Raw genomic sequence first — 15,309 nt, 5'->3', positions numbered from 1 at the left:
AATGGCACACAAGAAAGGTCAAGGTTCAACTCAAAATAATAGAGATTCTATAGGTAGACGTTTAGGTGTTAAAAAATTTGGTGGAGAATTTGTAAGAGCTGGAAATATTATTATTCGCCAAAGAGGAACAGCAACTCACGCAGGAGCAAATGTTGGTATGGGAAGAGATCATACTATTTTTGCTTTAGTTGATGGTTTTGTTAAATTTGAAAGAAAAGACAAAAACCGCAAAAAAGTTTCTGTATATCCTGCAGTATAATTTAAATTAAAAGGAGCTTAGGTAATGTTTGTTGATAGTATAAAAATTAGGCTGAGCTCTGGTAACGGCGGAGCGGGTGCTAGCTCATTTCGCCGTGAAAAACATGTACCACTAGGTGGTCCTGATGGCGGCGATGGCGGTCGAGGTGGCGATGTAGTGGTTATTTGTGATAATAATCTTCATACTTTAGCACATTTTAAAGGCAAAACACATTTAAAGGCTAGTAATGGTGATTGTGGATTACCTAGAAATAAAAGTGGTAAAAAAGGTGAGAATTTAGAAATAAAGGTTCCAATAGGTACTCAAATTATTGATATTAATACCAATGAAATCTTACATGACTTTACGAGTTTAGGAGAGCAAATAGTCTTACTAAATGGTGGTTTAGGTGGCCTTGGAAATAGACACTTTAAAAGTTCTGTTAATCAAAGACCTACATACGCTCAACCTGGCAAAAAAGGAGAAAGTCTAGAAGTAAGACTTGAATTAAAATTAATTGCTGATGTTGGATTAGTTGGATATCCTAATGTTGGAAAATCTACTTTAATTAGTATAGTAAGTAATGCTAAGCCAGAAATTGCTGATTATGAATTTACAACTCTTACTCCAAAATTAGGTGTTGTAGATATTAATGATTACTCGTTTGTAATGGCTGATATACCAGGAATTATAGAAGGTGCTAGCGAAGGAAAAGGTTTAGGATATGAGTTCTTAAAACACATATCAAGGTCAAAATGCTTATTATTTATGCTAGATAGTTTTAAAGAAATGAGCGTTAAAGAACAATTTATCAACTTATATAAAGAACTTGAAGCTTATGGCTTGAATGATTTTAAATTTGCAGTTGCAATCACAAGATGTGATGTGGCTAAAGAGAATTTAATTCAAGAATTAGAACTTTTAAATGAGTATTTAAAAAGATATGATAATTTAGTTTTTGTTACAAAAATATCTTCAGTTACTAATGATGGTATTAAAGAGTTAAAATTATCTTTATCAAAAATGTTATTTGAATAACATATCTTAATTTTTAGGTATATCATGAAAAAAAATATAGTATTTATGGGCACGCCCGAATTTTCGGCATTTATTTTAGAAGAGCTTAGTAAATTTCATAATGTAAGTCTAGTTTTAACCCAAACAGATAAAGAAGTTGGAAGAAAAAAAATATTAACTCCAAGTCCGGTAAAAGAGATTGCGTTAAAACTAAACTTAGAATTAGCACAACCAAAAAGCTTAAGAAATAATGAAGAGATTAGAAATTTAATTAGCAATAAAAAACCAGATTTTATAATAGTTGCAGCTTATGGAAAAATACTGCCAAAAGAGATTTTAGACATAGCAACTTGTATTAATACTCACGCTAGTTTACTTCCTTATTATAGAGGAGCTTCACCTATACAAAGTGCTATTTTAAATGGTGATATTGTAAGTGGAGTTACACTTATGAATATGGATATAGGTCTTGATACTGGAGATATTTTATATCAACAAGAATTAAATATTAAGGATTTAAATTCTCCACAAGTATTTGACAAAATGTCTAAATTATCAACAAAAATGCTTTTGGAATTTTTAGAAAATCCAAATTATTTTCAACCTATTAAACAAGATGATTCAAAGGCAACTCATACAAAAATTATTAAAAAACAAGATGGTTTAATTGAGCTAAATAATGCTAAAGAAATATACCAAAAATATTTAGCATTTTATGATTGGCCTAATATATTTTTAGAAAATGGTTTAAAGCTAAATGAACTTGAATTGAATGAATGTGAAAGTGATAATAAAGAAGGGCTTATAAAAGAAATAGGTAAAAATTATTTAATTTTAACTTGTAAAAAAGGCAGCTTAAAAGTTTATAAATTGCAAGATGCAGGTAAAAAGTCTTTAGATGCTAATGTATATGTAAATGGTAAAAGGTTAAAACAAGGAGATAGCATTGTATAATCTAGCTTTTTGTAATTGTATAAGTTCAACTCAAGTTGAGCTTATAAATGCTATTAGAAATGGTTTTAAAGAACACGCATTTGCATTGGCTACGCTTAAACAAACTAACGGAATTGGCTCTTGTAATAGAAATTGGGTTAGCGATAATACCGATTCATTTGGCAATATAAATTCTAAGATTCATAATCAGTATTTTAAAGATATAGATTTTATATTTTTTGATGAATATAATAAATTTAATTTAGATATAAAAAATAATTTATATTTATCTTTTTTTAATGATAATTTACCAGATGATTTACCTATTCAATCAGCTAGTATATATTATTCTATGATAATGAAAATAGTCTTAAAAGAATTTGGTTCAAAAGTTTTTATCAAATGGCCTAATGATTTTTATTTAGATAATAAAAAAATTGGAGGACTAATCACTGCAAAAATAAAAGATAAATTAGTTTGTGGTATTGGTATAAACATAACTACAGCACCAGTAGATGCTAATATTTTAGATATAGATATTTCATATTCAACATTACTTAAAACTTTTTTTGATAGAATAAATCTTAATATTTCTTGGAAAGAAATTTTTGATTATTATAAGAGTGATTTTGAATTAAGTAGATCGTTTTATTTTAAAAATGATGATAATACTTATTCATTAAATGATGTAAAATTATATGAAGATGGTTCTATTTTAGTAGATAACAAAAGGATATATAGTTTAAGATGAGTGAAATTATAACAATAGCTAATCAAAAAGGTGGGGTAGGTAAAACAACAACGGCAGTGAATTTAGCAGCTTCTCTTGCGGTAGCTGAAAAAAGTGTTTTACTAATAGATATGGATCCACAAGGTAATGCTACCACAGGCTACGGATTTAAAAGAAGTGATTTTGAATTTAATATATATCATGTATTAAGTGGTAAAAAAACATTAGATGAGATTATTTTAAAGACAAGTTTGAATAAACTAGACCTTGCTCCATCAAATATTGTTCTTACTAATTTTGAGCAAGAATTAGGAACAGGTGTAAATAATAAACAAATTTTAAGAAAAGCTTTAAAAGATGTTGTAAATAGATATGATTATATAATAATAGATTCGCCACCTGCATTAGGAAATATCACAATTAATGCACTTGCAGCAAGCACTGATGTAATAATCCCGATTCAATGTGAATATTTAGCATTAGAAGGTTTGGCACATATTTTAAGGACAATTCATAATATAAGAGAAGCAATAAATCCTAAATTAAGAATAAGGGGAATTTTACCTACTATGTATAGCCCACAGAATAATCTTTCAAAGGATACGGTTGCCGAACTTAAAAAGCATTTAAGTGGCAAGTTATTTAGAAAAGATGGAGAGATAGTAATAATTCCAAGAAATGTAAAACTAGCAGAAAGTCCAAGTTTTGGAAAACCTATAATATTGTATGATATAAAATCTCCAGGTTGTGTTGCTTATCAAAGCTTAGCACATTCTTTAATAGGATAGAAAATGGCAAAAAAATCTTTAGGTTCAGATTTTAGTAGTATTTTAGATGATATATCTTTAGCTTATGATGATGAGTTAAGTGGAGTTTTTAGAAGTGATTTAGATACTATAAGAGATATTAGTATAGATGATATAACTCCAAATCCATATCAGCCAAGAAAAAGTTTTAATGAAGATAGTATAAATGAACTTGCTAATTCCATTAAAAATCACGGATTATTACAACCAATTGTTGTAATAGATGCTGATGAGCTTTGTGAAAAGGCAATGGAAAATGGAGAAAATTTAGAAAAAGTAACTAAATATTTTTTAATTGCTGGCGAGAGAAGATTAAGGGCTATTAAAGCTTTAGGTGAAACAAAAATTAAAGCAATTATTGCAAATATAGATTCAAGTAAAACAAGAGAATTAGCTTTACTTGAAAATATTCAAAGAGAAGATTTAAATCCTATTGAACTTGCTTTAGCTTATAAAGAGTTAATGAGAGTTAGAAAAATTACTCAAGAAGAATTAGCGCATAGTATTCAAAAAAGTAGAGCAAATATAGCAAATACTTTAAGATTACTTACTCTTAGTGAAGATACTCAAAAATTAATTATTGATGGCAAATTAAGTGCAGGTCATGCTAAAGTAATAGCAGGTCAAAAAGAAGATGAAAAGATTTTAGTAAATACAATTATTGGTCAAAAATTAAATGTTAGAGATTGTGAAAAACTAGCAAATAAACTCAAGGGTAAAAATACAAATAACATAATTGATGATAGTTTGTTAAAAAAATTAAAAGAATTTAAAATAGATTTTAAAATACAAAATGGCAAACTTATATTTAATTTAAATCAAGAAAATACTAAAAATTTTGTTGAAAATGCTATAAAAAACTTATAATTTAAATATTATTTGATTTTTTTATGTTAATATAAAGTTTTATCAAAATAAGGAGAATGTATGTTTGATGACTTAGATCTTAAAATGATGTTATTAACAGCTATGTTGTTTTTAATATTGCTTTGGATTTTAGATTACATCTTATACAAACCATTGCTAACCTTTATGAAAAATAGAGATGATGGTATAAAAGAAGATGAAGCTAGAATTCAGCAAAATAACACAGACGCTAGTAATAATGAAACATTAATTGCTAAGATTTATGCTGATGCAAGAGCTAAAGCTCAAGCCATCAAAAGCGAGCAAGTTGCCGTAGCAAAAGAGCAAGCAAGCAAAGCTATAGCAGAAAAAAAGGCTAGTCTTGATTTAGACTATCAGAAATTTTTAACTGAACTTGAAGCAAAAAAAATTCAGTTTAAAAATGAGTTGAAAGCTGATTTGTTTCAGTGTGAAAATGCTTTAAGAGCAAGTATAGAAAAAATTTAAGGTTGCTTTATGAACAGATTAATATGGATTTTATTACCTACTTATTTGTTAGCTAGTGATACAGATATTTTCTATAGAACTATAAATTTTGTAATTTTTGCTGTTATGATGTATTTATTACTTGCTAAAACAATTAAAAAGATATATTGTGATAGAATTGATAATATTAAAAATAGATTAGTATCAATAGAAAAAAGCTTAGATGAGGCTAAAAAAAATAAAGAAGAAGCAATTAAAAAAATAGAGATAGCTAATAACGAGGCTGATAAGCTAATAGAATTAGCTAAAGAACAAGCTATAAAATTAAATGAAAATATTTTAAAAGATGCTAATAATGAGATAGAAAATATGAAAAAATCTTATGAAGAGCAAAAAATATTTGAAGAGAAAAAGGCTAAAGAAGAAGTTGTCAATGAACTTATAGAAGAGCTTTTAAATACTAATGTTAATTTAAAACAATCTGATTTGTTAGATATTGTTTCAAGGAAAGTTAGCTAATGGAAAAGTATGTAAATATAATAATGCAAAGAAAAGATAGGGAAGAATTTATATCTTGTTTTGAGATTTTAAAAGAAGCCTTTAAAGATAAAAAAACATTAGTGATAATAAATGCAGTTGGCATTAGCTTAGATAAAAAGATAGAGTTTTTAGTGAGTTTATCTAATACAAACAAAAAAGAAATTATTAATTTTTTAAAGGTATTAGGAGTAAATAATAAACTTGATAAAGTTCCAGTTGTTTATGATGGATTAGTTAAAAAATTAGCTTTAGAAAATAATATTTATTATGCTGATATTTATTCTAAAGAAAAAATTAGTGATAATGATATATTAAAGCACGAAAAAGAATTATCAAATTATTTTAAAAAAGAAATAAAACTAAAAAATATAATTCATGATAAAAATGAAATAAAGATTTATATTGAAGACTTAGGATATGAAATAATAGTATCAGAAACTTCATTAAAAGATAAAATCAAACAGCATATAATGAAAGCAATTTAAGAGGAGTAACAGTGAGTTTTAACGCAAATGAAATTAGCTCAATTATTAAAGAAAGAATTGAGAATTTTAATTTAAATTTAGAAATTGAAGAAACTGGTAAAGTTATTTCAATAGCTGATGGTGTTGCTAATGTTTTTGGATTAAAAAATGTTATGGCAGGAGAAATGGTTGAATTTGAAAATGGCGAAAAAGGTATGGCATTAAACCTTGAAGAAAATAGTGTTGGTGTTGTAGTTTTAGGAAGTTTTTCAAATATTAAAGAAGGTAGCTCTGTTAAAAGATTAAAACAATTATTAAAAGTTCCAGTTGGTGAAGAATTAATTGGTCGTGTTGTTAATGCTTTAGGAGAGCCAATCGACGCAAAAGGTGTTATAAATACTACAAAAACTGCATTTGTTGAAGAAAAAGCTAAAGGTATTATGGCTAGAAAAAGCGTTCATGAACCATTACAAACAGGTATTAAAGCAATTGATGCCCTTGTTCCAATTGGTCGCGGTCAAAGAGAGTTGATTATTGGAGATAGACAAACAGGTAAAACAACCGTAGCAGTAGATACTATAATTAATCAAAAAGGTCAAAATGTTGTATGTATTTATGTAGCTATTGGACAAAAACAAAGCACTGTTGCGCAAGTTGTTAAAAAACTTGAAGAACATGGGGCTATGGATTATACAATAGTAGTAAGTGCAACTGCGAGTGATTCAGCGGCTCTTCAATACCTTGCTCCTTATACAGGCGTTACAATGGGTGAGTATTTTAGAGACAATAGCAAACATGCTTTAATAGTATATGATGATTTAAGTAAGCACGCAGTAGCTTATCGTGAAATGAGCTTGATTTTACGCCGTCCTCCAGGTCGTGAAGCTTATCCAGGCGATGTATTCTATCTACATTCAAGATTATTAGAAAGAGCTTCAAAATTAAGTGATGCTTTAGGTGCAGGTTCGTTAACAGCTTTACCTATTATTGAAACTCAAGCAGGAGATGTTTCAGCATATATTCCAACTAATGTTATTTCAATTACAGATGGACAAATATTCTTAGAAACAGATTTATTTAACTCAGGTATTCGTCCTGCTATTAACGTAGGTTTATCAGTATCTAGGGTAGGTGGTTCTGCTCAAATTAAAGCTACAAAACAAGTATCAGGAACATTAAGATTAGACCTTGCGCAATATCGTGAATTACAAGCATTTGCACAATTTGCAAGTGATTTAGATGAGAGTTCAAGAAAACAATTAGAGCGTGGTCAAAGAATGGTTGAAGTATTAAAACAACCTCCATATAGCCCATTAGCTATTGAAAAGCAAATAGTTCTAATTTATGCAGGTACTAGAGGATTTTTAGATGATATTGCTGTAGATAAGATTACTAAATTTGAAAATGATTTATATGCTTATATTGAAACAAAGTCTCCTGAGATTTTTGAGCAAATTAGAGTTAAAAAAGCTTTAGATAGTGATTTAGAAGATAAAATTAAAAATTTATTAAATGAGTTTAAAGCAACACAAGCGTAGGTTTTGTAATGGCGAATTTAAAAGAGATAAAAAGAAAAATAAAGAGCGTTCATAATACTCAAAAGACTACTAATGCTATGAAATTAGTTTCTACTGCTAAATTAAAAAAAGCAGAAGAGCTTGCTAAGAAGTCTAAAGTATATGCAAGTAAATTGCAAGAGGTTATGCAAGAAATTTCATTTAAGTTAAATCAATTTGATATGGCTAAAGATAGTAGATTTTTTGGTAAGCATGAGATTAAGATTGTGGATGTTGTATTTATTACTTCGGACAAAGGTTTGTGCGGTGGTTTTAATATCAAAACTTTAAAAGAAGTTAGTAAAATTATTAAAGAAAATAAAGAAAAAGGTATTAAAACTAGATTAAGAGCTATAGGAAAAGTTGGTATTGAGTTTTTTAATTTTCAAAAAATTGAAATACTAGATAAATATACAGGCGTTAGTTCTTCACCTGATTATGAAAAAGCTAGAGAAATTATTAATTTAGCTATTAGTGATTATGAAAAAGCATTAACTGATAAGATAATATTAGTTCATAATGGCTATAAAAATATGATTTCTCAAGAATTATCAGTGTGTAATTTATTACCTGTAGATTCAAGTAATTCTGAAATTACTAATTCAAATTCTTTATTAGAAATTGAACCTGAAGAAAAGGAAGTTTTAGAAGAATTATTAAAAAGATATATAGAATATAGTATGTTTTATTCATTGATAGATAGTTTAGCAGCTGAACATAGTGCTAGAATGCAAGCAATGGATAACGCAACTAATAATGCTAAAGCAAGGGTTAAAGAACTTAATTTAGCTTATAATAAAGCAAGACAAGAAAGCATAACTACTGAATTAATTGAAATTATCAGTGGTGTTGAATCAATGAAAGAATAGGAGAATATATGCAAGGATTTATATCTCAGGTATTAGGACCTGTTGTAGATGTTGAATTTAGCGATTATTTACCACAAATCAATGAAGCTATTGAAGTAAATTATGAGGTTGAAGGTAAGCAAATTCGTTTAATATTAGAAGTAGCAGCACATTTAGGTGATGGCCGTGTAAGAACTATTGCTATGGATATGACTGATGGTTTAGTAAGAGGAACTAAAGCTGTTAGCTTAGGTGCTCCAATTAGTGTTCCTGTTGGGGAAAAAGTTTTAGGAAGAATTTTCAATGTGGTTGGAGATTTAATTGATGAAGGTGCTCCAGAAAATTATGAAACAAAATGGGCTATTCATAGAGAACCACCTAAATTTGAAGACCAAAGCACAAAAAGTGAAATATTTGAAACTGGTATTAAAGTAGTTGATTTACTTGCTCCTTATGCAAAAGGTGGTAAAGTAGGATTATTTGGTGGTGCTGGTGTTGGTAAAACAGTTATTATTATGGAATTAATTCACAATGTTGCATTTAAACATAGTGGTTATTCAGTATTTGCTGGTGTTGGTGAGAGAACTCGTGAAGGAAATGACCTTTATAATGAAATGAAAGAAAGTAATGTTTTAGATAAAGTTGCTTTATGCTATGGTCAAATGAATGAACCACCAGGGGCAAGAAATCGTATTGCTTTAACAGGTCTTACAATGGCTGAATATTTTAGAGATGAAATGGGACTTGATGTTTTAATGTTTATTGATAATATCTTTAGATTTTCTCAATCAGGTTCAGAAATGTCGGCTTTACTTGGTCGTATTCCTTCAGCTGTTGGTTATCAGCCAACTTTAGCAAGTGAAATGGGTAAATTCCAAGAAAGAATTACATCAACTAAAAAAGGTTCAATTACTTCAGTTCAAGCTGTTTATGTTCCTGCTGATGACTTAACAGACCCAGCGCCTGCAACTGTTTTTGCTCACCTAGATGCTACAACGGTTTTAAATAGAAGTATTGCTGAAAAAGGAATTTATCCTGCGGTTGATCCACTTGATTCAACTTCAAGAATGCTTGACCCACAAATTATTGGTGAAGAGCATTATAAGGTAGCTCGTGGAGTTCAAAGTGTGCTTCAAAAATATAAAGATTTACAAGATATCATAGCTATTTTAGGTATGGATGAACTTAGCGAAGAAGATAAATTAGTTGTTGAAAGAGCTAGAAAAATTGAGAAATTCCTATCACAACCATTCTTCGTAGCTGAAGTTTTCACAGGTAGTCCTGGAAAATATATAAGCCTTGAAGAAACTATAGCTGGATTTAAAGGTATATTAGAAGGTAAATATGATGACTTACCTGAAAACGCATTTTATATGGTAGGAAATATTGAAGAGGCTATTAAGAAAGCAGAAAAATTAAAGGCTTAATATGGATAAATTAACTTTAGAAATAGTTACTCCACACGGAGAAATCTTTAATTCAGAAGTTAAATCAGTGTTGGTGCCAGGAAGTGAAGGTGAGTTTGGTGTTTTGCCAAACCACGCTTCTGTAATTTCTTTGCTTCAAGCTGGTGTAATTAGTGTGGAAAATTATGATGGTTCAAAGGAGCTTATAGCTATTGATTCAGGCCATGTAAAAGTTGATGAAAATAGTGTTGTTATTTTAGCTCAAGGTGCTGTTTATCTAGGTGGTAATGATAATTCAATAAGCAAAAAAAAGTTAGAAGAAGCTAAAGAATTATTAAAATCAGCAGGTGCAAATTCAGCAACCCTTGCCGCAACTTTAGGAAGACTGGATTCTAAATGAATTTGATTTCGGATTTTGACTTAGCTACTTTATTAGCAGTTGGGATTTTAGGTTTTTATTCTATTATTGCTTTAGCGATTTTTTTATATCGCTTAAGCAATATTTCTAAATTTTATCAAGAAGAATTAAGAACTTTAGATAGGTTATTAAAAAATCAAGATTTGTCTTTTGAGGCTTATTTTAAACCTTGTGAAGGTTCTATGAAAAAATTAGAGATTTATTATAATGAGGCTTCTAAAAATCTTAGCGAAGGTCTTACTTGGCTTAGTATTATTGCTACTACTTCGCCTTTTATAGGATTGTTTGGAACCGTTGTTTCAATATACTTTACTTTAATATCTTTAAATGGAAATGGTGATATTACTCAAATCGCTTCTCCAATTGGTCATGCTTTAATAGCTACTGCTAGTGGGATTATTTCTGCTATTTTAGCTTATACATTTCATTTAATTGTGAAACGAAAAGTATTTGAATGTTTAAATATTTTAGAGAGTCAAATAAAGATTATTAGCGATGAAAAATGATTTTTTACACGAAGACCCAGAGTTAAACATAACTCCTTTAGTTGATGTTATGTTAGTATTATTGGTAATTTTAATGCTAGTAATTCCTAATTTAAAATATGATGAAAATATTAATTTACCAAATGGCTCAAAATCAAGTGTTAGCAAAGCAAAAAAAGATGATATTTTCGTAAGTATTACAAAAGATGAAGTAGTTTTAAATAAGAAAAAATATCCTTATATTGCTTTTTTTGATAATTTTAGTTTAATTAAAAATCAATTTGATAAAGATAAAATAGTTTATATATCTGGAGATAAAGATATAAGTTACGATAAGCTAATGCAAGTATTATCAACTTTTTCAAAAGCAGGATTTGTAAAAATTTCACTTCAAACAAAATGAGTAAATCAAAAGCTTTTTTATTATCTTGTTTAATATATGTGCTTACTATATTAATATTTATTTTGCTAATAAATATTTTTGCTAAAAATGAAGAAGTTATTAAATATGGTAATAGTGAAGTGGATATATTGTTTGTAGAAGATAATGTTGAAACTCCAGCCGAGGTTAAACAAGACTATACTAAAGAAGTAGCAAAAAAAATAAATAAAAGTCCAGAAAATACAAGCAATGATAATGCTACAAAAGATAATCAAAATAAAGTAATTGAACAAAATGAAAAAGTAGAACAACAAACTGATAGTAAAGATAGTGATAGTGATTTAAGTAGTTTGTTTGGGGATTTAAAAGTTAGCAAAAGTGAAAGAAAAAATCCAAAAAAGGAAACTAAGCAAGAAGAAAATAAATTAAATCAATCACAATTAGATGCTTTAAAAAAAATACAATCACAATTAGCTAATACAACAATTAAGTCAAATAATAATTCAGAGACTACACAAACATCTGCTAAGGTTTCTGGAATTTATGATGAATATTTTGGTAGAGTGAATGCGTATTTGAAAAATGTTTGGAGTTTAGTAACTGCTAATAGTTCAGATATTAATGATAAGGAAATTTTTGAAGTAGCTTTTACAATATCAAAAAATGGTATAATAAAAATCAAAGATAATGGTTTTAATGAAAGCTCTGCTTTAAGACAAAAGGCAAGAATTTTTATACAAACTATTAATCAACAAAACAAAAATTTAGGAATTCCACCAAATCAACAAGATTATAGTGGTAGTTTAAGGCTTTCGGTTATATTAAGTATCAAGGAGATAAAATGAAAAAGATATTTTTATTATGTTTTAGTTTAGTATGCTTAACTGCTGATATTATTATGGATGTGGTTAGCGAGCAAGAGGTGTTGCCTAAGATTAGAATAACTACAAGTAGTTTGGTTAATTTTGATTTTGATAAGGTAATTAAAAATGATGTTTTAGTAAGTTCTAAATTTGAAATTACTAATGAAAATAATGCAAATTATGAATTAAATTATAATTTAAATCCTGTAGGAAATAATTATGAGTTAAGCATAACTCTTAAGGGTATGAATAATGAAATTAAGTATAATAATACTTTTACTTATCCAAAAAGTGCTTATGTGTTTTTATCTCACAAAGCAATTTCACAAATGTTTAAGGACTTAAAATTAGCAGATTTAGACTGGATGAATAAAAAGATTTTAATTACTAGAAAAATAGCTGCTAAGCAAAGTCAAATTCTTATTGCAGATTACACTTTAAATTATCAAAAAATTATTATGCAAGGTGGATTAAATTTATTTGCAAAATGGGCAAATAGCAATCAAAATGAATTTTATTATACAGATTATAATAAAGATATTTTGAGTATATATAAATATAATTTATTGAATAATCAAAAAACTTTAATTACTCAAGGTTCTGGTATGTTAGCACTTAGTGATATTAGCAAAGATGGAACTAAAGCATTAATTACTAAAACAACAGAAGATCAACCAGAAATATTTTTATTAGATTTAAATACTAAAAATACAAAAAGACTTACTATGTATAAAGGAATAGATGTTAGTGCAAGATTTGTAGGTAGTGATAGTTTTGCTTTTGTTAGCGATAGAAGTTCTTATCCTAATTTATATTTACAAGGTCTTGATAAAACTAACGCAACTCAATTAGTTTATCATGGTAAAAACAATTCTGCCTTTAGTGTTTATAATAATTATATAGTTTATTCAAGTCGTGAAAAATCAGGAGATTTTAACTTATATGTTATGGCAACTGATTCGCAATATGTAAGACAATTGACATTAAATGGTAGAAATATTTTCCCTAATTTTAGTAGCGATGGTAAGACAATTATGTTTATAAAATTATTAGGAATGCAAAGTTCTTTAGGAATTTTAAGACTTGATGAGAATAAAGTGTATCATTTCCCACTAAAAGTTGGTAAAATTTCAACTTTGGATTGGTAATTAAATAAATTTTTAGTTTTGGAAATTATAATTTCAATTACTTTTTATGAAAGGAAAAAAATGAAAAAATTAGCTTATGCAGTTGCTTTAGCAGCTTTAGTTGTTGGTTGTAGTCAAAAGGCTACAGTTGAGGCTCCAAAAAAAGTGGAGGTTGCTCCAGATATGAATGTAGATGTTAAGGAAGATATTAATACTAAACTAGAAAGAATTAATAATTCTTTAGGTAAAGTATATTTTGACTTTGATAAATACGATATTCGTTCAGATATGTATGGCGTAGTATCAAATAACGCAAGTTTATTAAATCAAGATGGTAAAGATTTAAATATTGTTGTTGAAGGTAACTGCGACGAGTGGGGTAGTGAAGAATATAACCAAGCTTTAGGTTTAAAAAGAGCTAAAGCTGTTAAAGATGGTTTAGAATCTCAAGGAGTTAGCAGCTCAAGAATTACAATTAAAAGCTATGGCGAAAACAACCCAGTATGTAATGATAAAACAAAAGAATGCGATGCTCAAAATCGTAGAGCAGAAACAAAAGTTCAGTTTTAATTTATGCTAAAACAAATACTTTTTATAGGGGCTTTAGCCCCTATTATTTACGCAGAAACTTCAGCCTTTAATGCAGGTAATATAAATATTAAAGAGCCTTATGGGCTAACAGAAAATGAAAAAGTTTTATTAGAGAACAAAAAAAAGGTTGAAACTCTTAGTAAAGATTATACTGGTGTTGATTTTAAAACAAATAAGGCTTTAGAAAGAATTGAAGGTATTCAAAGTGTAGTTGATGATTTGAATAACAAAACTTATAATTTTGAAGGTAAATTATTAGAAGTAGAAAAGTTTTCAAAAGAAAAACTTGATATTTATGATAAAGATATTTCTGAAATAAAACAAGAATTAAAAAATCAAAAAAACAGCATTAATCAGTTAAAAAAGGCTTTAAGTGAATTAACAAATTTAGTTAGTAGCTTGGGCGAGAATAAAGCTGTAAAATCTACAACTCAGCAAGTAGTAGCAAATGAGGTTGCAGCTAAAAATGAAACTCCAGCTCAAAAAATGGCAAATGCTATAAGTTTATATAATAGTAAAGATTATGAAAATTCCGCAAAAATTTTTGAAGAATTAGCAAATGCAAAACATAAACCTGCACAATGTAATTTTTATTTAGGACAAATTGCATACGCACAAAAAGACTATAAAAATGCTATATATTATTACAAAACAAGTTCAGATTTATATAATAATCAAGGGGTAAAAGCTCCTAATATGCCTTTAATTTTATTAAATACCGCAAATTCGTTGAAGGCAATTAATGAAACAGAAAAAGCAAATAATTTTTATGCAGCACTTAAAAAACAATTTCCAGATTCAAGTGAAGCTAAAAGTATAAATTAATAGAAAGGATTAAAAATGGCTATAAAAAAAGACAGCGTAGTATCACTTAATTTTATATTGCGTGATGCAAAAACTAATGAAGTATTAGAAAATAATACTGATTTTCATCCTATTTCATTTTTATTAGGTAGAAATCAAGTATTAGAGGCTTTAGAAGATGAAATTGCTAAACTAAATGAGGGTGATGAAAGTGATATTTTAATCACTAAAGATAAAGCTTGGCAAGAATATGATGAGAATTTGGTTCAAGAATTACCAAAAGAACAATTCGCAGGCATTGATTTAAATGTTGGCTTAGAATTATTCGGAGAAAACGAAGATGGCTCAACAGTTAGAGTTGTTGTTAAAGAAATCAAAGATAGTAGCGTAGTAATTGATTATAATCATCCTTATGCAGGAAGAGATTTATTATTTACCGTAAATATTAAAGAAGTAAGAGATGCTACTCCTGAAGAATTAGAAAGTGGTGCAGTAGCACAAGCTGGTGGATGTGGATGTGGAAATCACGGACATAGTGGTTGCAAAGGCGATGGAAGTTGCGGTCATCATCATGATGATGAAGATGATCATCACCATCATCACCACGGCGGCGGTTGTTGCAGAGGTTAAGAGCTAAGGTTTAGCTAAAATGTAAGGCGATTTATTTCGCCTTATACTAATATTTATTATATACTCAAAGTATTCAGTTTTTTAAAATTAATCATTTTTATAATTTTATTTTTTATGTCAAATCTTTAAAATACATTTA

General features: G+C 28.2%; 20 protein-coding genes. All 20 read left to right on the top strand.

Annotation, left to right across the window (positions count from 1 at the left end; all coding sequences use genetic code 11):
- Position 1: 1 nt before the first annotated feature.
- The 20 genes from rpmA to AVBRAN_RS07895 are packed head-to-tail and all read left to right on the top strand — an operon-like array spanning position 2 to position 15,170.
- A complete protein-coding gene (rpmA, locus tag AVBRAN_RS07990) occupies positions 2-259 on the top strand; it encodes a 50S ribosomal protein L27 (RefSeq protein ID WP_214117382.1) in 258 nt (85 codons plus the stop codon).
- 24 nt (positions 260-283) lie between these two features.
- Complete coding sequence (obgE, locus tag AVBRAN_RS07985; protein ID WP_239802999.1) at positions 284-1,276, top strand: GTPase ObgE; 993 nt, start codon at positions 284-286, stop codon at positions 1,274-1,276.
- 24 nt (positions 1,277-1,300) lie between these two features.
- On the top strand, positions 1,301-2,209 hold the full coding sequence (gene fmt, locus AVBRAN_RS07980) for a methionyl-tRNA formyltransferase (RefSeq protein WP_239802998.1): 909 nt from the start codon (positions 1,301-1,303) through the stop codon (positions 2,207-2,209).
- A complete protein-coding gene (locus AVBRAN_RS07975) occupies positions 2,202-2,939 on the top strand; it encodes a biotin--[acetyl-CoA-carboxylase] ligase (protein ID WP_239802997.1) in 738 nt (245 codons plus the stop codon). The genes fmt and AVBRAN_RS07975 overlap by 8 nt, the downstream gene beginning before the upstream one ends.
- Positions 2,936-3,706, top strand: coding sequence for a ParA family protein (locus tag AVBRAN_RS07970; protein ID WP_214117378.1), 771 nt, complete (start codon positions 2,936-2,938; stop codon positions 3,704-3,706). The genes AVBRAN_RS07975 and AVBRAN_RS07970 overlap by 4 nt, the downstream gene beginning before the upstream one ends.
- A 3-nt stretch (positions 3,707-3,709) precedes the next feature.
- On the top strand, positions 3,710-4,591 hold the full coding sequence (locus AVBRAN_RS07965) for a ParB/RepB/Spo0J family partition protein (protein ID WP_214117377.1): 882 nt from the start codon (positions 3,710-3,712) through the stop codon (positions 4,589-4,591).
- A gap of 60 nt (positions 4,592-4,651) precedes the next feature.
- Entirely contained in the window at positions 4,652-5,077 is a 426-nt protein-coding gene (locus AVBRAN_RS07960) for a F0F1 ATP synthase subunit B' (protein ID WP_214117376.1), read from the top strand.
- A gap of 9 nt (positions 5,078-5,086) precedes the next feature.
- The gene (locus AVBRAN_RS07955) at positions 5,087-5,575 is read left to right on the top strand and encodes a hypothetical protein (protein WP_214117375.1); all 489 of its coding nucleotides are present in this window, start codon (positions 5,087-5,089) and stop codon (positions 5,573-5,575) included.
- Positions 5,575-6,081 (top strand): F0F1 ATP synthase subunit delta, encoded by a 507-nt coding sequence (locus tag AVBRAN_RS07950; RefSeq protein ID WP_214117374.1) that lies wholly within the window; start codon positions 5,575-5,577, stop codon positions 6,079-6,081. The genes AVBRAN_RS07955 and AVBRAN_RS07950 overlap by 1 nt, the downstream gene beginning before the upstream one ends.
- A gap of 11 nt (positions 6,082-6,092) precedes the next feature.
- Positions 6,093-7,598, top strand: a complete 1,506-nt coding sequence (gene atpA / locus AVBRAN_RS07945) for a F0F1 ATP synthase subunit alpha (RefSeq protein WP_214117373.1) — start codon at positions 6,093-6,095, stop codon at positions 7,596-7,598.
- An 8-nt stretch (positions 7,599-7,606) separates the two neighbouring features.
- A complete protein-coding gene (atpG, locus tag AVBRAN_RS07940; RefSeq protein WP_214117372.1) occupies positions 7,607-8,485 on the top strand; it encodes an ATP synthase F1 subunit gamma in 879 nt (292 codons plus the stop codon).
- A gap of 8 nt (positions 8,486-8,493) precedes the next feature.
- Complete coding sequence (gene atpD, locus AVBRAN_RS07935; RefSeq protein WP_214117371.1) at positions 8,494-9,891, top strand: F0F1 ATP synthase subunit beta; 1,398 nt, start codon at positions 8,494-8,496, stop codon at positions 9,889-9,891.
- A gap of 1 nt (position 9,892) precedes the next feature.
- The gene (gene atpC / locus AVBRAN_RS07930) at positions 9,893-10,270 is read left to right on the top strand and encodes an ATP synthase F1 subunit epsilon (RefSeq protein ID WP_214117370.1); all 378 of its coding nucleotides are present in this window, start codon (positions 9,893-9,895) and stop codon (positions 10,268-10,270) included.
- The gene (locus tag AVBRAN_RS07925; protein WP_214117369.1) at positions 10,267-10,794 is read left to right on the top strand and encodes a MotA/TolQ/ExbB proton channel family protein; all 528 of its coding nucleotides are present in this window, start codon (positions 10,267-10,269) and stop codon (positions 10,792-10,794) included. The genes atpC and AVBRAN_RS07925 overlap by 4 nt, the downstream gene beginning before the upstream one ends.
- On the top strand, positions 10,784-11,176 hold the full coding sequence (locus AVBRAN_RS07920; protein ID WP_214117368.1) for a biopolymer transporter ExbD: 393 nt from the start codon (positions 10,784-10,786) through the stop codon (positions 11,174-11,176). Before AVBRAN_RS07925 ends, AVBRAN_RS07920 begins: the two co-directional genes overlap by 11 nt.
- Positions 11,173-12,000, top strand: coding sequence for a hypothetical protein (locus AVBRAN_RS07915; RefSeq protein WP_214117367.1), 828 nt, complete (start codon positions 11,173-11,175; stop codon positions 11,998-12,000). The genes AVBRAN_RS07920 and AVBRAN_RS07915 overlap by 4 nt, the downstream gene beginning before the upstream one ends.
- Positions 11,997-13,166: a PD40 domain-containing protein gene (locus AVBRAN_RS07910; protein ID WP_214117366.1), complete on the top strand. Its 1,170-nt coding sequence runs from the start codon at positions 11,997-11,999 to the stop codon at positions 13,164-13,166. The genes AVBRAN_RS07915 and AVBRAN_RS07910 overlap by 4 nt, the downstream gene beginning before the upstream one ends.
- 60 nt (positions 13,167-13,226) lie before the next feature.
- Positions 13,227-13,715: an OmpA family protein gene (locus AVBRAN_RS07905; protein ID WP_214117365.1), complete on the top strand. Its 489-nt coding sequence runs from the start codon at positions 13,227-13,229 to the stop codon at positions 13,713-13,715.
- 3 nt (positions 13,716-13,718) lie between these two features.
- Positions 13,719-14,561, top strand: a complete 843-nt coding sequence (locus AVBRAN_RS07900) for a tetratricopeptide repeat protein (RefSeq protein ID WP_214117364.1) — start codon at positions 13,719-13,721, stop codon at positions 14,559-14,561.
- A 15-nt stretch (positions 14,562-14,576) separates the two neighbouring features.
- A complete protein-coding gene (locus AVBRAN_RS07895; RefSeq protein ID WP_214117363.1) occupies positions 14,577-15,170 on the top strand; it encodes a peptidylprolyl isomerase in 594 nt (197 codons plus the stop codon).
- Positions 15,171-15,309: the final 139 nt, after the last annotated feature.

This window comes from Campylobacter sp. RM12651 (genome assembly GCF_022369475.1).
Lineage (GTDB): Bacteria > Campylobacterota > Campylobacteria > Campylobacterales > Campylobacteraceae > Campylobacter_E.
The sequence above is the reverse complement of the archived record's forward strand: the minus strand, read 5'-3'. Positions and strand labels throughout refer to the sequence as shown.